Origin of the sequence: Curtobacterium sp. MCJR17_043, from assembly GCF_003224315.2 — a bacterium.
GTDB lineage: Bacteria > Actinomycetota > Actinomycetes > Actinomycetales > Microbacteriaceae > Curtobacterium.
Genome location: NZ_CP126259.1, coordinates 2,827,810 through 2,851,191, shown reverse-complemented (window position 1 = coordinate 2,851,191; position 23,382 = coordinate 2,827,810). Strand labels below are relative to the sequence as shown.

23 protein-coding genes and 3 pseudogenes are annotated in these 23,382 nt (G+C 72.8%); 12 read left to right on the top strand and 14 right to left on the bottom strand.

Going from position 1 to position 23,382, the window contains the following annotated elements; all coding sequences use genetic code 11:
- Positions 1-151 precede the first annotated feature (151 nt).
- The 3 genes from DEJ15_RS14785 to DEJ15_RS18850 are packed head-to-tail and all read right to left on the bottom strand — an operon-like array spanning position 152 to position 2,774.
- Entirely contained in the window at positions 152-1,069 is a 918-nt protein-coding gene (locus tag DEJ15_RS14785; protein WP_181419552.1) for a carbohydrate ABC transporter permease, read from the bottom strand.
- The gene (locus tag DEJ15_RS14780) at positions 1,069-2,001 is read right to left on the bottom strand and encodes a carbohydrate ABC transporter permease (protein ID WP_181419553.1); all 933 of its coding nucleotides are present in this window, start codon (positions 1,999-2,001) and stop codon (positions 1,069-1,071) included. The genes DEJ15_RS14785 and DEJ15_RS14780 overlap by 1 nt, the downstream gene beginning before the upstream one ends.
- A gap of 11 nt (positions 2,002-2,012) precedes the next feature.
- Positions 2,013-2,774 carry an ABC transporter substrate-binding protein gene (locus DEJ15_RS18850; RefSeq protein WP_349814727.1) on the bottom strand — a complete coding sequence of 254 codons (762 nt, stop codon included), beginning with the start codon at positions 2,772-2,774 and terminating at the stop codon, positions 2,013-2,015.
- A gap of 672 nt (positions 2,775-3,446) precedes the next feature.
- Here DEJ15_RS18850 and DEJ15_RS14770 point away from each other — a divergent pair.
- Complete coding sequence (locus tag DEJ15_RS14770; RefSeq protein ID WP_284175188.1) at positions 3,447-3,878, top strand: hypothetical protein; 432 nt, start codon at positions 3,447-3,449, stop codon at positions 3,876-3,878.
- Positions 3,879-4,124: 246 nt separating this feature from the next.
- Positions 4,125-4,565 carry an ROK family protein gene (locus DEJ15_RS14765; protein ID WP_284175187.1) on the top strand — a complete coding sequence of 147 codons (441 nt, stop codon included), beginning with the start codon at positions 4,125-4,127 and terminating at the stop codon, positions 4,563-4,565.
- Here the strand turns inward: DEJ15_RS14765 and DEJ15_RS14760 are convergent.
- Complete coding sequence (locus DEJ15_RS14760; protein WP_284175186.1) at positions 4,472-5,683, bottom strand: threonine aldolase family protein; 1,212 nt, start codon at positions 5,681-5,683, stop codon at positions 4,472-4,474. The genes DEJ15_RS14765 and DEJ15_RS14760 overlap by 94 nt on opposite strands.
- A gap of 60 nt (positions 5,684-5,743) precedes the next feature.
- Between DEJ15_RS14760 and DEJ15_RS14755 the strand changes: the two genes are divergently transcribed.
- Positions 5,744-6,781 (top strand): metallophosphoesterase, encoded by a 1,038-nt coding sequence (locus DEJ15_RS14755; RefSeq protein WP_284175185.1) that lies wholly within the window; start codon positions 5,744-5,746, stop codon positions 6,779-6,781.
- 31 nt (positions 6,782-6,812) lie between these two features.
- Positions 6,813-7,874 carry an NADP-dependent oxidoreductase gene (locus DEJ15_RS14750; RefSeq protein ID WP_110824757.1) on the top strand — a complete coding sequence of 354 codons (1,062 nt, stop codon included), beginning with the start codon at positions 6,813-6,815 and terminating at the stop codon, positions 7,872-7,874.
- Between the two features lie 33 nt (positions 7,875-7,907).
- Here DEJ15_RS14750 and DEJ15_RS14745 read toward each other — a convergent pair whose 3' ends face one another.
- The 7 genes and pseudogenes from DEJ15_RS14745 to DEJ15_RS18845 form a co-directional block, all read right to left on the bottom strand.
- The gene (locus tag DEJ15_RS14745; RefSeq protein WP_110824756.1) at positions 7,908-8,795 is read right to left on the bottom strand and encodes an ABC transporter permease; all 888 of its coding nucleotides are present in this window, start codon (positions 8,793-8,795) and stop codon (positions 7,908-7,910) included.
- Positions 8,782-9,771: an ABC transporter ATP-binding protein gene (locus DEJ15_RS14740; protein ID WP_110824755.1), complete on the bottom strand. Its 990-nt coding sequence runs from the start codon at positions 9,769-9,771 to the stop codon at positions 8,782-8,784. Before DEJ15_RS14740 ends, DEJ15_RS14745 begins: the two co-directional genes overlap by 14 nt.
- The gene (locus DEJ15_RS14735) at positions 9,768-10,898 is read right to left on the bottom strand and encodes a LolA family protein (protein ID WP_284175184.1); all 1,131 of its coding nucleotides are present in this window, start codon (positions 10,896-10,898) and stop codon (positions 9,768-9,770) included. Before DEJ15_RS14735 ends, DEJ15_RS14740 begins: the two co-directional genes overlap by 4 nt.
- 71 nt (positions 10,899-10,969) lie before the next feature.
- Positions 10,970-11,431 carry a ribose-5-phosphate isomerase gene (locus tag DEJ15_RS14730; protein WP_110824753.1) on the bottom strand — a complete coding sequence of 154 codons (462 nt, stop codon included), beginning with the start codon at positions 11,429-11,431 and terminating at the stop codon, positions 10,970-10,972.
- Positions 11,428-13,203 (bottom strand): dihydroxyacetone kinase family protein, encoded by a 1,776-nt coding sequence (locus tag DEJ15_RS14725; protein WP_110824752.1) that lies wholly within the window; start codon positions 13,201-13,203, stop codon positions 11,428-11,430. The genes DEJ15_RS14730 and DEJ15_RS14725 overlap by 4 nt, the downstream gene beginning before the upstream one ends.
- A gap of 51 nt (positions 13,204-13,254) precedes the next feature.
- The gene (locus tag DEJ15_RS14720; RefSeq protein WP_284175183.1) at positions 13,255-13,482 is read right to left on the bottom strand and encodes a hypothetical protein; all 228 of its coding nucleotides are present in this window, start codon (positions 13,480-13,482) and stop codon (positions 13,255-13,257) included.
- Positions 13,483-13,931: 449 nt separating this feature from the next.
- A pseudogene (locus DEJ15_RS18845) lies at positions 13,932-14,450 on the bottom strand (MFS transporter); the annotation flags it as partial.
- Positions 14,451-14,611: 161 nt separating this feature from the next.
- On the opposite strand from DEJ15_RS18845, the gene DEJ15_RS14710 reads away from it, so the two are divergent.
- From DEJ15_RS14710 to DEJ15_RS14700, 3 genes and pseudogenes are all read left to right on the top strand, one after another.
- Positions 14,612-15,472, top strand: a complete 861-nt coding sequence (locus tag DEJ15_RS14710; protein ID WP_110824750.1) for a GolD/DthD family dehydrogenase — start codon at positions 14,612-14,614, stop codon at positions 15,470-15,472.
- 73 nt (positions 15,473-15,545) lie between these two features.
- Positions 15,546-15,737: pseudogene (locus DEJ15_RS18840) on the top strand (sigma factor-like helix-turn-helix DNA-binding protein); the annotation flags it as partial.
- A 281-nt stretch (positions 15,738-16,018) separates the two neighbouring features.
- The gene (locus DEJ15_RS14700) at positions 16,019-16,558 is read left to right on the top strand and encodes a sugar-binding domain-containing protein (RefSeq protein ID WP_284175180.1); all 540 of its coding nucleotides are present in this window, start codon (positions 16,019-16,021) and stop codon (positions 16,556-16,558) included.
- A gap of 25 nt (positions 16,559-16,583) precedes the next feature.
- Here DEJ15_RS14700 and DEJ15_RS14695 read toward each other — a convergent pair whose 3' ends face one another.
- Both DEJ15_RS14695 and DEJ15_RS14690 read right to left on the bottom strand, forming a co-directional pair.
- Positions 16,584-17,108, bottom strand: a complete 525-nt coding sequence (locus DEJ15_RS14695) for a DinB family protein (RefSeq protein WP_110824749.1) — start codon at positions 17,106-17,108, stop codon at positions 16,584-16,586.
- A 59-nt stretch (positions 17,109-17,167) separates the two neighbouring features.
- A complete protein-coding gene (locus DEJ15_RS14690) occupies positions 17,168-18,181 on the bottom strand; it encodes a GTP-binding protein (RefSeq protein WP_110824748.1) in 1,014 nt (337 codons plus the stop codon).
- Between the two features lie 44 nt (positions 18,182-18,225).
- On the opposite strand from DEJ15_RS14690, the gene ykgO reads away from it, so the two are divergent.
- The gene (gene ykgO, locus DEJ15_RS14685; RefSeq protein WP_110824747.1) at positions 18,226-18,348 is read left to right on the top strand and encodes a type B 50S ribosomal protein L36; all 123 of its coding nucleotides are present in this window, start codon (positions 18,226-18,228) and stop codon (positions 18,346-18,348) included.
- Positions 18,349-18,544: 196 nt separating this feature from the next.
- Positions 18,545-19,036, top strand: a complete 492-nt coding sequence (locus DEJ15_RS14680) for a histidine phosphatase family protein (protein WP_349814726.1) — start codon at positions 18,545-18,547, stop codon at positions 19,034-19,036.
- A 181-nt stretch (positions 19,037-19,217) separates the two neighbouring features.
- Here DEJ15_RS14680 and DEJ15_RS14675 read toward each other — a convergent pair.
- Positions 19,218-20,962, bottom strand: a pseudogene (locus tag DEJ15_RS14675) (glycerol-3-phosphate dehydrogenase/oxidase).
- A 193-nt stretch (positions 20,963-21,155) separates the two neighbouring features.
- Between DEJ15_RS14675 and DEJ15_RS14670 the strand changes: the two are divergent.
- The 3 genes from DEJ15_RS14670 (at position 21,156) to DEJ15_RS14660 (ending at position 23,201) form a co-directional block, all read left to right on the top strand.
- Positions 21,156-22,118: a sugar-binding transcriptional regulator gene (locus DEJ15_RS14670; RefSeq protein ID WP_110824855.1), complete on the top strand. Its 963-nt coding sequence runs from the start codon at positions 21,156-21,158 to the stop codon at positions 22,116-22,118.
- 80 nt (positions 22,119-22,198) lie between these two features.
- Entirely contained in the window at positions 22,199-22,405 is a 207-nt protein-coding gene (locus tag DEJ15_RS14665; protein ID WP_284175179.1) for a hypothetical protein, read from the top strand.
- 4 nt (positions 22,406-22,409) lie between these two features.
- Positions 22,410-23,201, top strand: coding sequence for an AraC family transcriptional regulator (locus DEJ15_RS14660; protein ID WP_284175178.1), 792 nt, complete (start codon positions 22,410-22,412; stop codon positions 23,199-23,201).
- The last annotated feature ends 181 nt before the right edge of the window (positions 23,202-23,382 follow it).

Genomic DNA, 23,382 nt, shown 5'->3' with positions numbered 1-23,382 from the left:
CCGCGTCCGCGAAGGACCGGGGGTAGATCTGGTAGACGCTCGCCTGCCGCCACCAGGTCTCGTCGGTCGCGGGGGGTCGTCGGCTGGACGGCCGGGTCGAGCACGTCGGTCATGGGGTTGCTTCCTTCGGTCGGGGTCGGGCGGGTGTCGGTCACTTGATGGCGCCCTGGGTCACGCCGGCCATGACCCACCGCTGCGTGATGAGGTAGACGATGATCGCCGGGGCCATGGCCATCAGGTACGAGGCGAACGACACGTTGTAGTTGTTGCTGAACTGGGTCTGGAACATCTGCTGTAGGACCGGCAGGGTCTGCAGCGCGGGGTCGGAGGTGATCAGCGACGGCATCACGAAGTCGTTCCAGGACGCGAGGAACGCGAAGATGCCGACGGTGGCGCTCATCGGTGCCAGCAGCGGGAACACGAGTCGCCAGAACACCTGCCCCGTGCTCGCACCGTCGATGCGGGCACTCTCCTCCAGCTCGGCCGGGATCGAGCGCAGGAAGGCGGTGAAGAGCAGCACGCTGAAGGACAGCTGGAACATGACGTGCAGGATCGCGACGCCGACGGGGTTGTCGAGCCCGACCAGACCGGTGAGCTTCACCTGCGACAGGGCGAGCACCGGGAACGGCAGGAACATCGCGGCGAGCAGGTAGAAGAACGACCAGCGGAACAACCGACGGTCCCACTTCCGGGCGATGGCGTACGCGGTGAACGAGGCGAGCAGGATCGTGCCGGCGACGGTGATCGCCGCGACGAGCACGGAGATGCCGAAGGCCCGCGGGAAGTCCGTGAGCTCCCACGCCTGCACGAACCCGTCGACGCTGAACGGTGCCGGGAGCGAGAAGGCGTTGCCGTCGACCGCCTGTCCGGTGGTCTTGAACGCCATCGTCAGCGTGACGTAGAGCGGGACGAGCACGGACAGCGCGCAGAGGACGAGGACGATCGTGACCGGCCAGTTGGCACGCTCGCGCCGGCCGGCGCCGCGGCTGCCGGTGGTCCGGTCGGCGTCCACCGACCGGATGCTGCCGGTCGCCGTCGTCCCCGGTCGCAGGGGTGCTTGCAGGGACATCAGAGCGCTGCCTTCCCGCGGGTGGCCCGCAGCTGGATCACGGCGATCACGACGGCGATCACGAAGAAGATCGTCGCGTTGGCCATCTGGTAGGCGTAGTCGCCACCGTTGAAGCCCTTGAAGATCGACATCGCGACGCTGGTCGTCGAGGTGCCGGGGCCACCGTCGGTGAGCCCGACGATGATGTCGTACGAGTTCAGGAAGTTCTTGAACCCGATGACGAGGTTGATGAGGATGTACCCGGCCGTCAGCGGCACGGTGATCGAGAGCAGCTGGCGCCACCCACCGGCACCGTCGAGCGACGCCGCCTCGTACACCTCGCCCGGGATCGACAGCACACCGGCGATGTAGATGAGCAGGGTCGACGGGATCGCCTGCCACGCGGTGACCACGACGATCGCGATCCACGCCAGGTCCGGGTCCGCCAGGATGCTCTGCTCGAGCGGCGTGATCCCGAGCGTGGTTGCGAGCGCCGGCAGGCTGTTCGCGAACAGGAACGAGAACACGTAGGCGATGACGATGCCGGAGATCACCATCGGCAGCACGAACACCGCCCGCAGCGCGATCTTGCCGCGCACCTTCGCGGTCAGGGCGATCGCGAGCAGGAACGCGACGGCGTTCACGACGAGCACGGTCACGAGCGAGAAGCCGATCGTGAACAGGTACGCCTGCAGGATCGCCGGGTCGGAGAACACCGCCACGTAGTTCGTCAAGCCGATGAACCGGAACTCGCCGAACCCGACGGAGTTCGTGAAGCTCAGCACGATGCCCATCACGGCGGGGAGCGTGATGGCGAGCGTGAACAGGACGAGGGTGGGCAGCAGGAACGCGAGGAACAGCGGGTCGATCCGCGGTCGCCTCCGGCGTCCGGCCGGGAGGCTCGTGGTCCGGCCGTGCGTGCGGCCGCCGTCCGCCTTGGTGGTGAGGGTCATGGTCGTCTCCTTCACGCGGCCGAGCGGAGCGCCAGGCGCGCCCAGTCGGAGTCGAGGGTGCGGAGTTGTCGCTGCGGGTCGCCGCCGAACGCGATCGACTGCGCGTAGTTCGCGACGGGGATCTCGGCGGGGATGAGCTGCGAGGCGCCGAGGTAGAAGGCGGCGTCGTCGTAGTACGACTGCATGCCGCGCAGGGCGGGGTTCGACGCGGGCGGGGCGTCTCGCCGGACCCCGAACCCGTTGTTGTCCGCGTTGTACCGGTCGTTCACGGCCGGGGTCATGAGGAACGACAGGAACTCCCGCGCCGCCTCCTGCTTGCGCGAGGCCTCAGGGATCCAGAGCGCCAGGTCGACGTTGACCCGCACCTTCCGGTCGGCGGGGTCCTCGGTCACGGGCAGCGGGAACGTCCCGAGGTCCATGTCGGGCGTGGTCTTGGCGATCTCGCCGAGCGCCCACGGCCCCTGCAGGTACATCGCGGCCTTCCCCTGCGCGAAGGCCAGGTTGCCGTCCCCGTACCCGCGGCTGACCGCACCGGGCTGGTGCCACTCGCGCAGCTGCGCCATGCGTTCCATCGGGGCCGCGAAGTCCTCCGCGAACGACGGCGCGGATCCCGTGCCGACACGGGTGCCGGCCGCGCGGAGGGCCGCGAACGTCGCCGGGGTGTCGATCATCCCGCCGATGCTGTAGTCGAACATGCCCTGCGCGATCGTCCAGTTGTCCTTGAACGTGCCGTACACCGGTGCGATGCCCGCCTCCTGCAGCCGGCGGCACACGGCGGCGAACTCGGACCACGTCGTCGGGACGTCGAGCCCCCCGCTCGGCGAACAGGGCGCGGTCGTAGATCACCGACGCGGCGGTCACGGAGTACGGCAGCGCGCTCCTGCGGCCCGGGTAGTCGGCGGTCTGCTCCATGAGGGGCCACAGGTCGGGGTTGATCGTCGCGGCCTCGGGCAGGTCCGAGAGGTCGGTGAGTGCGCCGTGCTCCACGAAGGGCACGACGGAGAAGTTGTAGTTCCAGCAGCCGAGGTCCGGCGGGCTGTTCCGCACGAAGTTCGCCGACATGCTCGACGTCGAGTCCCGGACCACCCGGATCCGTGACTGCGCCTGGTGGAACTGCGCGATGAGGTCGTCGAAGTACCCGATGACCTCGGGCTTGGACACGTAGAAGCTGATCGTCTCCGGCCGTGAGCCGGTCGACCCGACCGGTGCACAGCCCGCGAGTGCGAGGCCGCTGGCGATGCCGCCCGCCCCGAGCAGGAACGACCGCCGGCTCAGCGCGGATGCGCTGCCGGCTCGTGTGGCGCGTGGTTGCACGTCGTCTCCGTTCGCCGGGACCGGCACCGTCGCCGTCCCGGTGTGCGCGCTGCTCCGATGCAGCCCGCCCGACTAAATATACGAACAAAATCTACTCGCACAAGCTGATCGTGCCGCGGTAGTCTCGCCACATGCCGCAGCGTCGAGCGTCGCCCCGTGCCTCCAGTGCGGAGACCGTCCTCGACCACGCACTCGACGTCGGCGCCTTCACTGCGACCGAGGCGATGGAGTCGACCGGACTGACCCGCTCCACCGTGCTCGCGGCGTGCGAGGACCTCGTCGCACGCGGCTGGCTGACGGAGCTGGACGACGCGCGCACCGCCGGCGAGTACCGCATCGGTCGACCCGCACGGCGCTACGAACTCGACCCGACCGCGGGGTGCGTCGTCGGCGTCGACGCCGGACAGCACCGGGTCGCTGCGTTCGTCGCCGACCTGCGCGGTGCCGTGCTCGCGCGTGCGGAGACCGACCTCGGCACGCGGGGGGCTCGACGTCGGGTTCCGCCTCGACGCGGTCGCGACCACCGTCGCCGCCGCGCTCGCCGCAGCCGGGACGGACGCTGACCGGGTCCTCGTGACCACCGTCGGGGTCCCCGCACCCGTCGACGCCCGCGGTGTCTCACCGGACGACGGCGGCTTCTGGGTCAGCATGAACCCCGGCTTCGACGCGGTCGCCCCCCGGAGCCCGCGTCGTCGTCGAGAACGACGCGAACCTGGCGGCCATCGCCGAACGGCCGTCCGCGCCGGAGGCGTCCTTCGCCGCACTGCTCGCGGGGGGAGCGGTTCGGCGCCGGCCTCGTCGTCGACGGCGTGCTGCTCCGCGGTGCACGGGGCGGCGCGGGCGAGCTGCGCGCACTCGGACTCGTCGTCGGTGTCGGGTCGTCGGACGGACTCGGCGCGGCGGCGCGCACCGCGGTGACCGCGGCGGTCGACGCCGGCCGGGTCGACCCGGACAGCCCGCTCGGCCGTGCCGTCGCCCGCGAGGGCCTCGACGCGGCCGCCGTCTTCCGCGCCGCGGACGACGGCGACCCCGTCGCGCTCGAGGTCGTGGATCAGCTCGGGGACCTGCTCGCCCGGGTGTGCGTCCTGCTCGCGAGCCTGCTCGACATCGACCGGGTGGTCGTCGCGGGGGGCGATCGCGGGGCACGCCGGTGCCGTCATCGACCACGCTTCGGCCGTGCTCGGCAGCGGGCGGTTCGACCCGGTGCCGGAGATCGTGGCCTCGACGCTGGGGGGCGGACGTCGTCGTGACGGGTGCCGTCGCGCTCGCGCTCGACACGGTCCGCGCGGATCCGCTGTCGTTCGACCTGCGGACGGCACCCGCGGCGGCGGCGGCCGTCGGCTGACGGGTGCTGGGCCGGCTCCGACGTCAGCGGGGGGAGTGCGGCGAGCACCTCGGCGGCCCGCGCGGCGTCCTCCGCGGACACGTCCAGGTGGGTGACGAGGCGCACCGTCGTCCGCCCGAGCCGCATCACCCGGACGCCAGCGGCCTCGGCGGCGGCGACGAACGTGTCGGGGTCGGACACCTGCGCGAAGACGATGTTCGTGTCCACCGACTCCGGGTCGACGTCGAGCGCCGCTGCGAGCACCCGGGCGTTCGCGTGGTCCTCGGCCAGGCGGTCGACGTGCTCGTGCAGGGCGTACCGTGCGCCGGCGGCGAGGATGCCCGTCTGCCGCATGCCCCCGCCGTAGCGCTTCCGCCAGATCCGCGCGGCCGCGATCCGGTCGGCCGATCCGACGAGCACGGACCCGACGGGCGCACCGAGGCCCTTCGACATGCACACGGACACCGTGTCGAACCCGCTCGCCAGGTCGGGGAACGGGGTGCCCGACGCCACGTGGGCGTTCCACAACCGGGCACCGTCCAGGTGCAGGCCGATGCCGTGCTCGCGGGCGAACTCCTGCACGGCGCGGACCTCGGCCACGGGCTGCACGGTGCCGCCGCCGAAGTTGTGCGTGTTCTCGACCGCGATCGCCGTCGTCGACACCGAGTAGGCGCCGGCGTTCGGCTCCGCGATCGCGCGCACCGCGTCGGCCACCAGGCGGCCGCGGTCGGACGCCCACGTCCGTGTGGTGATGCCGGAGAACACGGCCGCCGCGCCGAGCTCGGCGCGGACGACGTGGGCCTGCACGTCGGCGAGCAGTTCCTCGCCGGGGCCGACGAGCAGGCGGAGCCCGAGCTGGTTCGCCATCGAGCCGGACGGGGTGAAGAGCCCGGCTTCGTGACCGAGGAGCGCGGCGACCTCCTGCTCGAGCGCGGTGGTCTCGGGGTCCTCGCCGAACACGTCGTCACCGACCTCGGCGTCCACCATGGCGCGGCGCATCGCCGGGGTCGGACGGGTCACGGTGTCGGAGCGCAGGTCGATCACCGGACAACGGTACCCCCCGGCGACGCACCCCGGTCGTCCGGCCCGGCTACGGTGTGCGACATGCAGCCTCCCGCTCCCGGAACACTCCGCATCCTGCACCTGTCGGACACGCACGTGACCGGGGACGGCGCGCTGCACCAGGGCACCGTCGACACCACGGCGGCGCTGGGCGCCCTGCTCGACCACCTGGACGGCCTCGACGGCGTGGGGCTGGTCGTCGTCTCCGGCGACGTGTCCGAGGACGGGTCGCCGGAGTCGTACGCGACGGTCCGCGACCTGGTCGGCGGCTGGGCCGAGCGGCACGGCGCGGCGTTCGTGACGGTCCCCGGCAACCACGACCAGCGCGACGGCTTCCGACGGGTGCTGTTCGACGGGCACGTCCTCGGCGAGGGCGGGAGACCGCTCATGCACACGATGGAGCACCACGACCCCGCGGTCCCGGTCCGAGGGCGGTCCGTCGTCGCGGGCCGGCGGATCGTCACCGTCGACACGAGCGTCCCGGGCGCCGGGTACGGCGAGCTGTCCGCGACCGCGACCGAGCACCTGCGGGCCGCCCTCGCCGAGCCGGCAGCGCACGGGTCGGTCGTCGTCCTGCACCACCCGCCACTGACCGCACCGACGTCGCTGCACGACGCGCTGAAGCTCCGCAACCCCGGTGACCTCGCCGCGGTGCTGCGGGGGGACCGACGTCCGGGTCGTGCTCGCCGGCCACTACCACCACCACTTCGCCGGCTCGACCGGCGGCGTCCCCGTCCTCGTCGCGCCCGGGGTCGCGAACGACGCCGACGTCACCGGTCGGTACGACGAGGAGACCGCCCTCGTCGGCACCGGCGCCCTCGTCGTCGACCTCGCCGAGGACGGTTCGCTCTGGTCGACGCCGGTCCGCGTGCCGCGTCCGGACGCCGACCAGCGGGCGCTGCACCTCGACGCCGACACCGCTGCCCGCATCGCGGCGGCCTTCGGTCCGTCCTGACCGGCGTCCTCCCCCGGTCGCCGGACCGGACGGGAGGCGCGCTCCGGGCCGCCCCGGGCCTCCCGTCCGACCCGTCCCTGCGAGTACCCCTCATCCCCGCGCACCGACCGGGGTGCGGCGAGTAGGACGGACGCACGACGTCCCGAGGAGGATGACATGCGAACCGGTAGCGCAGTCCAGTACGAGCGGTACGGCGAATTCGACGTGGTCGAGGTCGTGCCGCAGGAACGCCCCACGCCCGGCCCCGGCGAGGTCCTCGTCGAGGTGATCGCGGCGGGCCTCAACCACATCGAGCGGTTCCTCCGCGAGGGCAAGCTCCAGGACCACGTCCACGTCGACTTCCCGGCACGGCAGGGAGTCGACCTCGCCGGCATCGTGCGCGCGCGCGGCGACGGGGTGAAGGACCTCCGCGTGGGCGACGAGGTCATGGGGCACGCGCCCGAGGGCGGCTCGCACGCCACCTGGGTGGTCGTGCCCCGCGACGCCGTCGTCATCAAGCCGACCCACGTCGGGTGGGAGGTCGCCGGCGGGCTGTACCTGGCGGGCTGCACCGCCGTCGACGTCGTCCGGAAGCTCCGACTCGGACCCGACGACACCGTCGTCATCAGCGCGGCCGCCGGCGGCGTCGGTCACATCCAGTGCCAGCTCGCCCGCGACGCCGGTGCGACGGTCATCGGACTCGGCAGCCCGCGCAACCACGACTACCTCCGCCAGATCGGCATCCTGCCCGTCGCCTACGGGGACGGTGAGGAGGCCCGGATCACCGAGATCGCGAAGGGCCGGCCCGTCACCGCCTTCATCGACAACCACGGCGACGAGTCCGCGCGCGAGCTCGCCGTCCGGCTCGGCGTGGACGAGAAGCGCTTCGTGTCGTCGGACGACCGGCGGGACGCCGAACTCCGGTTCCTCCGGGCCCCGGCGTCCGACCCGGAGGCGCGCGAGCTCATCACGTACCTCGTGAAGGCCGTCGAGGACCGCCGTGTGCAGGTCCTCATCTCCGGGTTCTACCCGTTCGAGTACATCGTCGAGGCGTACGAGGACCTGGCGGAGATGCACTCCCGCGGCAAGGTCGTCGTGGGCATGCAGCCCGTCGAGACCGGGGCCCGGCAGGACTGGTACCGGTCCGAGAAGGCGCGTGACCTCCGCGACGTGTACGCGCACGAGAAGGCCGAGGGCACGCTCGAGAGCGGTTCCCCGGCGTCCCGCGGCGCCGACTGACGGCGGCGGCGCAGCGCTGGCGCCCGGCCGGACCTAGCTGAGGACGTCCTTGCTGGCGAACCGGCCGTACGCCAGCGCGCCGAAGACGACCAGGTACCCGAGCTGCAGGACCGCGTTGCTGCCGAACGAGTCGAACGAGATCGGGTCCCGCAGCAGGTCGCCGAACCCGAGCCAGAGGTGCGAGAACAGGAACGGGTGCAGCCAGTCGAGCTGCGGGAGCTGGTCGAGCACCTGCGATGCCCCGGCCAGCACGACCGTCGCGGCCATCGCCCCGACCGGGACGTTGGTCAGCGTCGACGCGAACAGACCGATCGCCACCAGGCCGAGCATCGACAGCGTCACGTAGAGCGCGAGCAGGACCGCACGGCCCGCGTACGACCAGCCGTCGACCTGCGTACCGGAGAGCAGCGTCACCGGACCGACCGGGAACAGCGCCGCACCGATCGCCGCCCCGACGAGGACGACGAGCAGGGTGGCGGCGAGACAGAACGCGACCGCGCCGATCGTCTTCACGACGATGAACCGCACCCGCCCGGTCGGGGCGACGAGCAGGTAGCGCAGCGTGCCGTGGCTGGCCTCGCCGGCGACGGTGTCGCCGGCGACCACCCCGACCGTGAGGGGCAGGAAGAGCGGGATCGACACCGTCAGCGCCGTGAAGGACACGAACAGGCCGTTGTTCGTGATGTCGCCGAGGAACGCCGGGCCACCGTCGTCGCCGTCGGTGGTGAGCCGGACCGCGACGGCGATGAGGATCGGCACGAGGGCGAGTGCCCCGAGCATCGCCCAGGTCCGACGCCGACGGAAGACGAGCGCGAGTTCGGACCCGAGCAGGGCGAACGTGCGGGTCCGCCGCGCAGCGCCCGGAGCGGACCGGGCACCAGCGGGTCGTGTCGTCGTGTCCACGGTGTCACCCTGCGACATCGAATCCCTCTCCGGTGAGTGCGACGAACAGGTCCTCGAGGGTGCCGCCGCCGACCGCGATGCCGCGCACCCGGACCTCGGCGCGGACGAGTTCGGCGGTGATCGTCTCCGGCTCGACGTCGGTGGTGAGGTCGGCGACCAGGACGTCGGACCCGCCCTCCCGCCGGGGCGCGAGTCCGAGGCGGGAGAGGACGACACCGGCCTGCCCGATGTCGGGGGTCCGGACCGTGACGGTCCGGGCGCCGCGGGCTCGCAGCTCGTCGAGCGGGCCCTGCGCGACGATCGAGCCGGTGCGCATCACGGCCGCGTGCGTGCAGACCTGCTCGATCTCGGCCAGCAGGTGACTCGACACGAACACCGTCGTGCCGTCGTCCGCCAAGGACCGGATGAGGTGGCGGACCTCCCGGGTCCCCTGCGGGTCCAGGCCGTTCGTCGGCTCGTCGAGCACGAGGAGGTCGCGCGGGGACAGCAGCGCGTTCGCCAAGCCCAGGCGCTGCTTCATCCCGAGCGAGTACGCGTGCGCCTTCTTGTCGGCGGCGTGGCTCAACCCGACCCGGTCGAGTGCGCTCGCGACCCGCTCCCGCCGCGTCCGCGGGTCGGAGGTCGGATCGGCGGCGTCGAAGCGGGACAGGTTCGCCCGGCCGGACAGGTAGGGGTAGAAGGCCGGACCCTCGACCAGGGCGCCGACCCGGGGGAGCACCGAGTGCAGCCCGCGCGGCATCGGTTCGCCGAGCACCTCGATCCTCCCGCTCGTGGCGGTCGACAGCCCCAGGAGCATCCGGATCGTGGTGGTCTTGCCGCTGCCGTTCGGCCCGAGGAACCCGAACACCGAGCCGCGGGGCACCGCGAGGTCGATGCCGTCCACGGCCCGCTGCTTCCGGAAGACCTTGCGGAGGCCGACCGTCCGGATGGCGAGCCCGGCTGCGGTGTCCGTGGTGTCCCGGGGTGCGGCCGCGGTGTCCGTCCCCGTCGTCACTTCGCGGCGGCGACCAGCGTCGCGACCGGCACCGCGCCCGCGAGGACACGGCCGTCGTCGGCCAGGTACACCGAGACGAGCGAGGTCTGCAGGGCGCGACCGCCGTCGACCGCCGTCGTGAGCTGGTCGAGGAGCCCGGACGCCTCCGACCCGAGACCGGTGCTGTCGGCGGTGCCGGCGGGCAGGGCCACCACCGTGTCCCACCCGCTGCCGGTGACCGTGGCGCCGTGGTCGGCCACACCGTGCCCGGAGCCGTTCCCGTGCGTACCCGGATCGGCGTCGGAGAGGTCCTTCGTGGTCACGTCCGCACCGCTCGGCGGCGTGAACGCGAACAGCCGTGCCGCCGGCGCGCCGTACGACAGGCTCGTGAAGCCGACCTGGAACGCGGGGTCGTCCTTCCCCGCGGCGGTGACCGACGCGCGCAGCGGCAGCCCCGTCTGCTGGTCGACGGCGAGCTGCACCGTGCCGACGAGGGTGTCGGAGGACTTCGGGGTGAGCGTGAGGAGCCAGGCGTCGTGACCGGCGACCGAGGTCGCCACCGGCTTCGAGACCTCCGTGGTCGGGGTGATGGCGTCGATCGCGCGCTCGGCCACGTCACCCGGTGTGGTGGTGCCGTACCCGGGCGTCTCCGCGGAGCGGCTCGGGAGCGTGACCTTCGTCGCGGCGCGCTCCTCGGAGTCCCACGTCCACACGGTGCTGCCGTTGCGGATGACGTCCCGCTCGGCGAGCTGTTCGGTGACCTGCACCCGCTGCTTCGTCGCTCCGTCGACGTAGACGCGGGCGGTGTGCGGAGCGGTGAGCAGACCGAGTGCGTCCGAGGCGTCCCCCCCTCGAGCGAGGAGCCGCCGGAGCCGGTGGGCAGTTCCGGGAGCCCGAGGTCGCTCGTCTGCGCCAGCTTGCCCGAGTACTGCGCGTCCGAGGAGCCGGCGATGCTCGCGATGACCGCGGCGGCGGTCGGGTGCTCCCCGGCGACGGGAGGAGCGGCGGCGTTCGCCAGCGCGGGAGCGGCGACGGCCCCGGCGACGACGACGGGCGCGATCAGTGCCGGCAGCCAGACGGACTTCTTCATGGGGGGTTCCCCTCGGTCGAGCATCGGACCCGCGGTGGTGCATCGGAGTCGGGTGCACGGTACGTCCGACAACCGACAGAACGCTGTGCTCCGGCCAGGTCCGGCGGCCGGAGCACAGCGTTCACCGGGTCATCCGGCGGACTGCTCGTACGACCGGATCGCGTCGACCTTCCCGGCGCTCGCCGATGCCGGGTCGAAGGTGTACCCGAGCCACTCGCGCACCAGGCGGCGGGCGAGCTCGGTGCCGATCACCCGCTGCCCGAGGCAGAGGACCTGCGCGTCGTTCGACAGCACCGACCGCTCGACGCTGAACGGGTCGTGCGCGGTCACCGCCCGGATGCCGGGGACCTTGTTCGCGCTGATCGCCACCCCGAGTCCGGTGCCGCAGACGAGCAGCGCCCGGTCGGCGGACCCGGCGGCGACGAGCCGCGCGGCCTCGACGGCGACGTGGGGGTAGGCCGTGTGGCCGTCGGCGTCGACACCCACGTCGACGACGTCCACGACACGGGGATCGGCCATGAGGTCGGCGCGCAGCACCTCCTTGAGCGTGAAACCGGCGTCGTCCGACCCGATCGCGATGCGGAACGTCATGCGTGCACTCCTCCGGTGGTGGTGGTGGTGATGGTGGTGTTCGTGGTGTCACGTCGGGCGGTGAGGACCTCGCCGACCCGGGTGAGGACCATGCCCATCGAGACGGCTCCGGCGTCCGGGGTGCCGACGCTCTTCGCGGCGAGCGGCCGGGCTCGTCCCACACGTGGCGACAGCGCCGCGGTGGCGGTCGCCTCGAGCTGGGCGACCTCGGCGGCAGCGGTCCAGGCCTCCGGCAGCGGCACGCCGGAGCGCACCGCCGCGTCGAGGGCGTCGACGAACGGCAGCAGGGCGTCGAGCAGGGTTTTGTCGCCACGCCGCGCCCGTCCGAGCTGGACGACCGCGTCGGCGAAGGCCCGGGCCGCGTCGACCACGAGCGACGCGGTGACCTCGTCGACGTCGTCGCCGATCGCGGCGCCGAACGCCTCGAGGGCTGCGCCCCAGAGCACGCCCGAGGTCCCGCCGGCCTCTGCCGCCCAGGCCTCGCCGGCGCGTCCGAGCAGGAACGCGACGCCGGCGGTCGCGTCCGTGCCGTCGACCGCCCGCCGGGCCGCACCGATGCCCTTCACCATCCCGCGTCCGTGGTCGCCGTCCCCGGCGACGGCGTCGATGCGGCCGAGTTCGTGCTCCTGCTCGCGGAGCAGCCGTTCCGTCGCCGCGACGACCACGCGCACGGTGTCGGCGGCCTGCCGGGAGGCCCGGCTCGCGTCCGGCACGACCGTCGCGTCCGCAGCGCACTCGGTCCCGACGGCCGCGGGGACGAGTGTGGCGACGGGCGCTGCCACCTTGCGGTAGGCGGGCGCGTAGGCGTCGGCACACCAGAGTCGCTCGAGGTCGTCGTCGAGCCACTGCAGGGTGAGCGAGCACCCGCCCATGTCCAGGCTCGTCACGAGTTCGCCGACCTCGGGCTCGACGACCGCGAGACCGGCCTGCTCGAGGAGCGGCGCGATCCGTCCCCAGAGCACGAACAGCTCCTCGTACTTGGTGTCGCCGAGGCCGTTGAGGACCGGGGCGACCCGGCCACCGGCGGGGGCGTCGGCCGGACGCTCGGCGAGCAACCGGTCCACGAGCAGGTGCGCGAGCTGGCGGGCCGGCACGAGCGGGACGTCGCGGATGCCCGGCTCCCCGTGGATCCCGAGGCCGAGGCCCAGGTGACCGTCCGGCACCGTGAACAGCGGCTCGTCGGCTCCGGGCAGCGTGCAGCCCGAGAAGGCGACGCCGATCGTCCGCGTTCGGTCGTTCGCGTGCCGGCCGACCCGTTCGACCTCGTCCAGCGAGGCCCCGGCGGCCGCCGCGGCGCCCATGGCCTTGACGACCGCGAAGTCGCCCGCGATGCCCCGTCGTCGGTCGACCTCGTCCGCCGAGGCGACGTCGTCGGTGACCACCACGATCCGCGTGTCGACACCGGCAGCGCGGAGTCGTTCGGCGGCGATCCCGAAGTTCATCGTGTCGCCGGCGTAGTTCCCGAAGCACAGGACGACGCCGCGGCCCTGGTCGGCGGCCCTGGCCACGGAGTACACCTGGGCGGCGGACGGTGACGTGAATACGTTCCCGACGACCGCGCCGGTCGCGAGCCCGGGGCCGACCAGACCGCTGAAGGCGGGGTAGTGGCCGGAGCCGCCTCCGACGACGACGGCGACCTGCGGGTCGGTGTCGGCGGTCGGCAGCGTCACGACGCCGCCGGTCACACCGCGGACGCGGTCGGCGTACAGGGCGAGCCAACCGGCGAGTTGGTCCTCGGCGAACTCGTCGGGGTCGTCGCAGATTGTGGTCATGTGCGGTCCTCCTCGGGGGGACGGGTGGGTGGGAAGGGACGGGGACATCGGTCAGTGGGCCTCGTCGTGCTGCGGGACGTGGAGTCGGCCGACCATGAGGAAGGCGCAGGCGTAGAGCCCCACGAACGTCCAGGTGACGGCGGCACCGCCCCCGCCGAGCGCGAGGACGACGGCCACCACACCGGTGCCGAGGAACGCGGCACCGCCGGCCGCGGTCGTGTACATCGCCATGGCCGCACCCCGGTGCTGCGGTTCGAGCGCCGGCATGATCGCGCCCATCGGGACGAACCCCGCGAGCGAGCACCCGAAGACGCACCCGGCGACGACGGCGGCGACGTACCCCCCAGTCGGAGCCGGCGGGGACGAGTTGCGGGACGTACCACCAGGCCAGCAGCCCGACCGCGGACCCGACGACGCCGAACCAGCGGACCGTGCGGACCCATCCGATGCGGTCGCCGACCCAGCCGAACAGGGCGTTCACGAGGATGCTCGTCGCGTACACGCACACGGTCATGAGGAGCCAGCGCTGTTGCCCCCAGCCGCGCTCGTCGGCGATGACGGCCGGCAGGACGACGAACATGCCGAACTCCGGTGCGGTGTTGACGAGTCGGACGAGGAACCCCATGAGCACGCGCGGCCGTGTCGCGGTCAGGCGGATCCCGCTCGTGACGACCCGCAAGGGGCTCTCGCCGGCGGGGGGCGATCCGCTGCGTGCCGCTCGGCAGCCGGACACCGAAGCGCGCGAGCGCCCACCCGGCGACGACGAGGGCGATCGAGGCGGTCATCGCTCCGGTCTCGCCGACGACCCCGCCGCCGAGGGCCGGGATGGTCCCGAGGGCGAACAACGAGCCGAGCGTGGGCAGGCCGCCGGTGAAGGCGACGTAGAACCACCCGACCGCCGCACCACGGCGTTCGACGGGTGCGGTGACGTTCACCCAGACCAGGAACGCGAACGCGGCGAGCGGGTGCCCGAGTCCGCGGAGTGTGTAGGCCACCGCGGTGAGCGGGACGCTGCCGAGGTGGAGGGCACCGAGGAACAGGACCTCGAACACGACCCAGACGACGACGCCGACGGTCATCACGGGGCGTGGGCCGACCAGGTCGGCGAGCGCGCCGGACAGGTAGCTGCCGATGAGGGTCGCGAGGCTCGCACCGGTGACGATCGTCGCGACCGTGGCCGGAGGGCTGCCGAGCACGGCGACCATGTGCGGGGTGACGAAGTTCGACTCGACGCCGACCCCGGTCATCATCACCAGGACGCCGAGGAAGCCGAGGGCGATGGGGCGGGGGGATCCCGAGTCGGTCGAGGCGGCCGGGGGCGGGAGCGGTGCGCAGGAGTGGGGGGCGTCGTCGTCGACATGGGCTCTCTCGATCGCAGTGGTATCTGACATCGAGTATGTTACCCGTCATGTCCGCGTTCCAGAACCACCACCCGTCCACCGGTCCCGCGTCGGCCCCGGCAGCGCTGCCGGACGACGACGACCTCGCCGCGCTGCTGCGGCCCGGTCCGGCCCACCTCGACCACACGAACCCGTTCACCGGCCGCGTCGCGGTCGTCACCGGTGGCGCGTCCGGCATCGGCAACGCGGTCGCACGCGCCCTCGCCGGCCGCGGTGCACGGGTCGCCGTCATCGACGTCCGCGCCGACGCGTCGGCCTCGGCTGCGTCCGAGCTGCCCGGGGACGGGCACCTCGGTATCGGGTGCGACGTCACGGACCAGGCCTCGGTGGACACGGCCGTCGCCGAGGTCCTCGCCGGCGCCGGGCACGTCGAGGTCCTGGTGAACTGCGCGGGCATCGTCGCCCTGGCCCCCGCCGAGGACCTCGGGCCCGACGCCTGGGCGCGGACGCTCGACGTGAACCTCACCGGCACGCACCGCGTGACGCAGGCGGTCGGACGGCACATGCTCGCCGCGGGGTACGGACGGGTCGTGACCATCGCGTCCCAGGCTGCACACGTCGGGATCGACGGGCACGCCGCCTACTGCGCGTCGAAGGCCGGTCTGCTCGGGCTGACCCGCGTGCTCGCCCTCGAGTGGGGGCGCCGCGGCGTCACCGTCAACACGGTGTCGCCGACGGTCGTGCTCACCGCCCTGGGTCGGTCCGCGTGGGCGAACGAGGCGGGCCTGCGCCACCAGGACGAGATCCCGACCGGACGGTTCGCGACGCCCGACGAGGTCGCGGCGGCGGTGCTCTTCCTCGCCGGCGGGTCGGCCGCGATGGTGAACGGCGCCGACCTCCGCGTCGACGGTGGCTTCACCATCCGGTAGGACGGGCGGCGCTACGATCGCGGTGTCGTCCCGGCACCCGGCCGACGGCACCACCCCGGGAGGCCCGCGCTCGATGTCCGGAACGAGTCCGTCCGACCCCGCACCCGCCAGCGGTCCGCCGACGGAGGGCGGTGTCCCCGCCGGCGACGGTCCCCGCTCCCGGTTCCCGCTCGACACGGTGTACCAGGCGGCCCGGATGTACTACCTCGAGGACGCGACGCAGAACGAGATCGCCGCCCGCCTGGGCGTCTCCCGCCCGACCGTCAGCCGCCTGGTGTCCGAGGCCCGCCGCGCCGGGCTCGTCCGGATCGAGGTCGTCGACCCGTTCCAGGACGAGACCGCCGTCCTGGCCGAGCGGTTGCGGGTCGTGCTCGGTCTGCAGGCCGTGTACCTCGCGGCCGTGACGCACACGGCGACCCTCGGCGTCGACCTCGCCGAGCCCGTCGCCGCAGCGGTCGAGGCCATGCACCTCGCCCCGGGGGGACGCGGTCCTGGTGTCCTCCGGCAGCACGGTGCACGCCATCGCGCACGGCGTCGTGCCCCCCGATGCCGGGCGTGCAGCTCGTCCCGACCGTCGGTGGTCAGGCCGACCCGAACCAGTGGTTCCAGACGAACGAGATCACCCGGGCGGCCGCCGAGCGGTCGGGGGCGATCCCGACCTTCCTGTTCGCGCAGGCGCTCCCGTCGGAGGCGCTGCGGGCCTCCCTGGACGAGGACCCGGCCTTCCAACACGTCGTCGGTCTCTGGGAGCGTGCGACGGGCGCGATCCTCGGCATCGGTGCGCCGGTCGCGACCCGCGACGCGATGGCCAGGGGCCTGCCCGTGGACCACGCGGTCTTCGACCGGGCGACCGGGGACGTGTGCCTGAACTTCACCGGCCCCGACGGCGAGGCGATCGAGTTCCCCGGCAGCGAGCGGATGGTCCGGACCTCGCGGGAGGTCCTGGCCGCGGTGCCGCACGCGGTCGGCGTGGCCGTCGGTGCCGTGAAGGTGCCGAGCATCATCAGCGCCGTGCGTGGCCGGCTCGTCAACGAGCTGGTCACCGACGCGGCGACGGCGCGGGCACTGCTCGACGCGCTCGCCTGACGCCCGGCCGCGAGGCCCGGACAGGTCAGCGCGACCGGCGGACGTCCCACAGGTGGTGCACCGGGTCGTGCGCGTAGTAGACGGCGAGCGTCGCGACCGTGAAGACGCTGCCGTCCGAGCGGCGCCCGGTCCGGGCGAGCTGGTGGTCGGGCACCCCGCCGAAGGCCGACACGGCGCGGTCGGCGGCGGCGACGAGCTCCCGGGCGACGGTCGCCGGGTCCTGTTCGGCGTAGCGGTCCGCGACGGCGGTGGCGTCCTGGTCCCAGTTCGGGAACAGCGGGTCGTCCTCGGCGAGCATCAGCTCGAGGCGCTCCGTCATCTTCCGGTGCACGTCACGGACGTGGGCGCCGTACTCGAGCGGTGACCACGTCGACTCGTCCGGGCGCTCCCGCACATCCGGGCGGCGGAGCTGCTCTGGCCAGCCGTCCGTGTTCGCGTCGATGACCGCGGGCACGTCCCGGAACGTCACCGCGCTGCCGTCGAAGCCGCAGTCCGGGCACGCCGCCTCGATGACCCAGGTCCAGTTCTTCGTGTCCGGTTCGATCGCCACGGCCAGACGGTAGCAGTCCCGGTCGGCTCGGTGGCGGGTCGGTCGCGGGGACGATGTCGTCAGTCGCGGTCGAGGACGGGCCACACCGGGAAGGGGTCGGCCCAGGCGCGCCACAGGTCCGGCCCGGCGAGCAGCTCGTCCGGGGTGATGAGCGCTCCGTCGAGCGCCCGCGTGAGCCGGACCGCGTCCAGGTCCTCGCCGACGAACCAGAGCGACTGGCCGATCGGGGCGTCCTCGTCCCAGGACGGGTTCGCGGTCGGGTCGAGCGCGAGCATCGCCCCGACGCTCGACCAGGAGCCGACGTGGTCGGGCCGGGACGCCAGCCGGAAGAACCCGCGGGAGCGCAAGACCCGTCCGTCCGGGCCGGCCGCGAGGTCGTGCTCCACGACGTCGGCGAGTCGGGACGGGTGGAAGGGCAGCGGGTCCCGGTAGCACACGGCGGTGAGCCCGTCTGCGGACCGCCGGTGGGCGTCGTCGGCCCCGGTCGACAGGGCCCGCATCCACCCGGCGCTCCCGGCGAGCATGCGGGCCGCGCCGCCGTTCGACGTCGGGAGGTCGTCGGCGCTGCGGACCCGCTCGTCGGCGAGGACCACGGCGGACGGCGCGCAGCGGTGCACGAGGGCGACGAGGGCGCGACGCCGTGCCGTGGGCAGGCGGTCGGTGCGGTCGAGCACGATGACGGTCGCGTACTCGACCAGGGCCGCGAGGCGCTCGCCGGCGACGAACGCGTCGTCGACGCCGGACCAGAACAGGTGCTCGACCTCGTCGGCGCGGAGGACGGACACCACGTGCCGGAGCACCCGGTCGTCGCCCGTCTCGGCCCGGGCCGCGTTCGCGAGCATCATGCCCACGGCCCGAGCGTCACCGCCGACGGGCAGGGTGACGACGAGCGCGTGCCGGGCCCCGGGCCCGCAGACGTCGGCGAGGCGCCCGGCCCGGTCCGCGACGGCCCGCGCCGCGGCCATCGCGCTGCCGGCGGCGTGCAGCCGGTGCCCGTCGGACAGTCGTGCGGCGATGCGTGCGGCGTCGACGTCGTGGAGGGCGGAGACGAGGGTGATCGGGACTGCGGCCATGTGCAGTACGGTACATGAAAACCGTTCTCATCAAGGAGGTCCACGTGAAGGTCCGCACCTCGCTCAAGGCGCTCAAGAAGATCCCCGGCTCGCAGGTCGTGCGGCGGCGCGGGCGCGTGTACGTCATCAACAAGAAGGACCCGCGCTGGAACACCCGTCAGGGCTAGTGGGGGGAGCCGCTCCGTAGGGTGAGGGGATGCGACTCCTGCTCGTCCGACACGGACAGACCCCCCGCGAACGTGACCGGCCTGCTCGACGCGGAGGTGCCCGGACCCGGCCTGACCGAGCTCGGACAGGAGCAGGCCGACGCGCTCCCCGCCGCGCTGGGGGGACCGGGGCATCGAGCGCCTGTTCACCTCGACGATGGTCCGGACGCAGATCACCGCGGCCCCGCTCGCGCGTGCGCTCGACCTCGCACCCGTGGTGCTGCCGGGCCTCCGGGAGATCGAGGCCGGCGACCTGCAGGGCAGACGGGACACGGTCGCCGTCCAGAGCTACCTCGCGGCCGTGTACGCCTGGGCCGCCGGCGACCGCGACGAGCACCTGCCCGGCGCGGAGGACGGCCACGCGTTCTTCGCGCGGTACGACGACGCCGTGCGGCAGATCGAGGAGACCGGGGCGGACGTCGTCGCGGCGTTCAGCCACGGTGCCGCGATCCGGATCTGGGCCGCGGTCACGGCGCAGAACGTGCCGGACGACCTCGGGCGGAACCGGCACCTCGAGAACACCGGCGTCGTGGAGCTCGAGGGCTCGACCGCCGACGGGTGGCGCCTCGTGGACTGGGCGGGCGAGCCCGTCGGCGGCGACGACCTCGCCGACCTGGCCGCGCAGGACCCGACCGGCGAGCGGTTCTGACGGCACCGACGGCGCGACGCCGCCGGGCCGGCAGAACGCCGCTCCGACGGCGGAACGCCGCGGCATCCGGCGGCGTCTCGGCGCATCGGGGCGTCTCGCACCGGGCAGGTGGCGGGGGAGACGAACGGGAGGCACGGTGCCAGCTGGCACCGTGCCTCCCGTCCGTCGTGCGTCGCGTGGACTACGCGAGCTGCGACGCGGACGTCAGCGGCACGATGACGCGGTGCGACTCACGCAGCACGTCGAGCGTGCGCTGGACCTCGTCGGCGCGCTCCTCGGCCGTCCAGTCGAGGGTCTCGGCCATGACGTCGGCGAGCTCGTCGAGCAGGTCGATCGTGACGCCACCGACGAACGCGAGGTTCGTGCGGCGGAGGACGACGTCGACCAGGTGCACGGCCTGCTCGTGCTCGGCGAAGTACCGGACCTCGGCGCGGGTCAGCGTACCGTCCGACTCGAGCGGCTCGACCGGACCGGTGACCAGCGCGTCGACGACCTCGGCGGCACGGGTGCCGTAGCGGTCGAGCAGGCGGTCGACGGTCTCGGACGCGAGGCCGTCACGGTGCGACTTGATCCACAGGGCACGCTGGCCGTCGGTGGTCGGGAAGTCCTTGCCACCACCGATCGGCATGCCGGTCGTGTCGACCGTGCGGGCGACGCCGAGCTTCTTCGTGACGTCGGTCGACAGGTGCGCGGCCAGGGCCCGGAAGGTCGTCCACTTGCCGCCCACGAGCGACAGCACGGTCGTGTCCGGCAGGCCGGCGATCGGGGTGTCGACGATCCGGTAGTCGCGGGACACGAACCCGGGGGGCGGTGTCCTCGTGGCGGGGGGAGCGGTCGGATGCCCGAGTAGCTGTAGACGATGTGGTCGCGCGTGACCTCGATCTGCGGGAACACGTGCTTCACGAGCCCGAAGAAGTAGTCGATCTCCTCGTCGGTCGTGACGACCGGCTGCGACGGGTCGGCGTCGATGTCGGTCGTGCCGATGAGGACCCGGCCCTTGAGCGGGTAGATGAGGACGATGCGGCCGTCGTTGTTCTCGAAGAACAGTTCGCGGCCCTTCGTCGCCTCGAGCAGCTCGGGGTTGTCGACGACGATGTGGGAGCCCTTCGTGCCGCCCATGTACTTCGTGCCACCACCGAACGCCTCGTTCGTCAGGTCCGTCCAGGGACCGGACGCGTTCACGACGACGTCCGCGGTGAACACGAACTCCTCGCCGGTCTCGCGGTCACGGAGCAGGACGCCGCCGTCACGGCTGCCGACGGCCTCGACGTAGTTCGTCGCACGGGCGGTCGCGTCCGAGCCGGTGCCGGTGCTCGCGGCGAGCCCGTCCTTCAGGACGTCGAGCGCCAGGCGCTCCGGCTCGTGCACCGAGGCGTCGTAGTACGTGCCCGTGTACTTGAGGTCGCGGTTGAGGGCCGGCATGTCCTCGAGCGCCGCCTTCTTCGTGCGGAAGACGTGCTTCGGGACCGAACCGCCGTCGCGCGAGAAGGAGTCGTAGATCGTCATGCCGATCTTGATGAGCATCGCGCCACGCTCCTTCGTGGAGCGCTGCTTGTGCGTGAGCATGCGCAGCGGGGCGTTCATGATGCCGGAGAACGTCGAGAAGACCGGCATGGTCGTCTGCAGCGGCTTGACGTAGTGCGGGGCGATGCGGATGAGGCCGTTGCGCTCCTGCACGCTCTCGCGCACCAGACGGAACTCGCCGTTCTCGAGGTAGCGGATGCCGCCGTGGATCATGTGGCTCGACGCGGCGGATGCGCCCGAGCCGTAGTCGCTGCGTTCGACGAGGGCGACGTCGACGCCCTGCAGTGCGAGGTCGCGGAAGGTGGCGATGCCGTTGATCCCGCCACCGACGATGAGGACCTGTGCATTCGGGCGTCCGGTGAGGGCGGTGACCGTGTTCCTGGGCTGCGTCTTCTTCGACATGGTCGTTCGCATCGCTTTCTGGGGTCGATTCCGTTGGTACTCCATCGATCGTGCGCTCGTCGGAACGTGTGGGCAACCTCGGTGCACGGACGTGCAGAACGCTTGTCGCGCCTCCCGTCCGGGTCGGCGGACGGCGGACGGGAGGGCCGGACGGGGTTGCAGAGCGCGTGCACGTCCGTGCATGCTCGGACCCATGAGCGACGCCGCCCAGCCCGTGCGCACCCAGCAGGCCCTGCGGGCCGCGCACCTCTACTACCTGCAGGACCTCACGATGGACGCCATCGCCGACGAGCTCGGCACGTCCCGGTCGTCGGTGTCCCGCCTGCTCAAGTACGCCCGTGACACCGGGCTCGTCGACATCCAGATCCGCTCACCGCTCGACCAGGCGGCCGCGCTGAGCCGGAGCATCCGGGCGCGCTTCGGCGTGCACGCACACGTCGTGCCGGTCCCGGACCACACGAGCGACGTGGACCGGTTGGAGCGGGTGGCCCTGTCCGCCGCCCGGATCCTGACGCAGTACATCGAGTCGAACATGGTCATCGGCATCTCGTGGGGCTCGACGGTCAGCGCCGTGAGTCGCTACCTCGTGCCGAAGACCACGCACGGGTCGACCGTCGTGCAGGTGAACGGCGCCGCGAACACCCGCACGACGGGCATCGTCTACGCGTCGGAGATCCTCCGGCGGTTCGGCGAGGCCTACGGCGCACTCGTGCAGCAGTTCCCCGTGCCGGCGTTCTTCGACGACCCCGCCACGAAGGCCGCGCTGTTCCGCGAGCGCTCGATCCGACGCGTGCTCGACCTGCACGAGCGGATGGACCTGGTCGTGTTCGGGGTCGGCGCTCCGCAGGCCCCGGTGCCGTCGCACGTGTACTCCGGCGGGTACCTCGACCCGGCGGACCAGGACGAGTTGCGACAGGCCGGGGTCGTCGGCGACGTGTCCACCGTGTTCTACCGCGCGGACGGGTCGTGGAAGGACATCGGGGTGAACGCCCGCGCCGGCGCGCCCGACCTCGACACGGTCAAGCGGGCACCGCGTCGGATCTGCGTCGTCGCCGGGCGGGGGAAGGCCGCGTCGCTGCGTGGCGCCCTGGCCGCGGGGCTCGTGACGGACCTCATCCTCGACGAGAGCGTCGGGCAGGCGATCCTGCAGAACTGACCGGACGGGACGCGCGTGGCCCCGGCTCTGGGGGGAGGCCCGTCGGGTCGGATGTCGGAGGTGTCGCGTACGGTCGGAGCATGGTGCTCACTCCCGATGCCGGTCCCGCTCCGTCCGCTCCGCCCGTCGGCGTCGAGCGTGCCGACACCCGGTCGTACCGGCGGTTGGCAGGCACGGACATCGACCAGGCGATGGCGTTCTTCACCTCCGACTACGACCTCAAGGCCCCCCGCGATCCGGCGGACGCACGCCGACACAGCGTGGGACTTCGCCGGTGTCACCGATGAACGGATGTCCCTGCGGACCTCCCGCTTCGGCGTCGACCTGCGCAGTCAGAGCCAGTCCGACGACTTCATCGTCGCGTGGCTCCGCAGCGGGAGCAGCACCATCACGTTCAACGGCCGCTCCGTGGACCTCGAGCCCGGTGTCCCGGTCATCCTGCCGTCGGAGCCGTACGACCTGCACCACCGCGACATCGGCCTCAACTTCGTGCACCTCGACCGCCCGTTCGTCACGAGCCTGGTCGGCGACGACACGTTCTCGTTCGAACCCCTCGAACGGCCGACCGCCGACGGCATGGCGGTCTGGCGCGACACGGTCCGCCGGCTCTCGTCGACGTGGCTGCAGGTGGACACCCCGTTGACCGCCACCGTCCGCCGTGACGTCGCCGAGACCTTCGCGGACGCGGCGCTCCGGGCGTTCCCACGCCGCAGCACCTGGCGTGCCGCCGTGACCGGGTCCGGGCCGGAGCACCAGCGGCTGCGACGCGCGCTCGACTACGTGCAGGCGCACGCCCGGGAGCCGATCGGCACGCCGGAGATCGCCGCGGCGGCGGGGCTCAGCCCGCGCGGGTTGCAGCAGTCGCTCCGCCGTCACCTGGACCAGACGCCCGGTGAGCTGCTGCGCTCGGTCCGGCTCGACGGCGCCCTCCACGAGTTGCGACGGGCGGAGCGGGACGAGACCTCGGTCGCGGACATCGCCCGCGGGTGGGGCTTCGGCCACCTCGGTCGGTTCTCGGCCGCGTACCGGTCCCGGTTCGGCGAGCTGCCGAGCGACACGTTGCGGACCAGGTCGCGCCGCTGAGGGCAGACCCGGTCGCCGACGGCTGGCTCGTCGCCGTCAGCCGAGGTGCTGCGTCGGTCCGGGGGGAGCGACCAGATCGTTCGGTGGGAGCGCTCCCATCCTGCGTGATGCCGAACTGAGCGGAACGGAACACCCGGTGAGCGGGTGATCCTTCGGTGCGCGAGCACTCGCGGCGAACGTG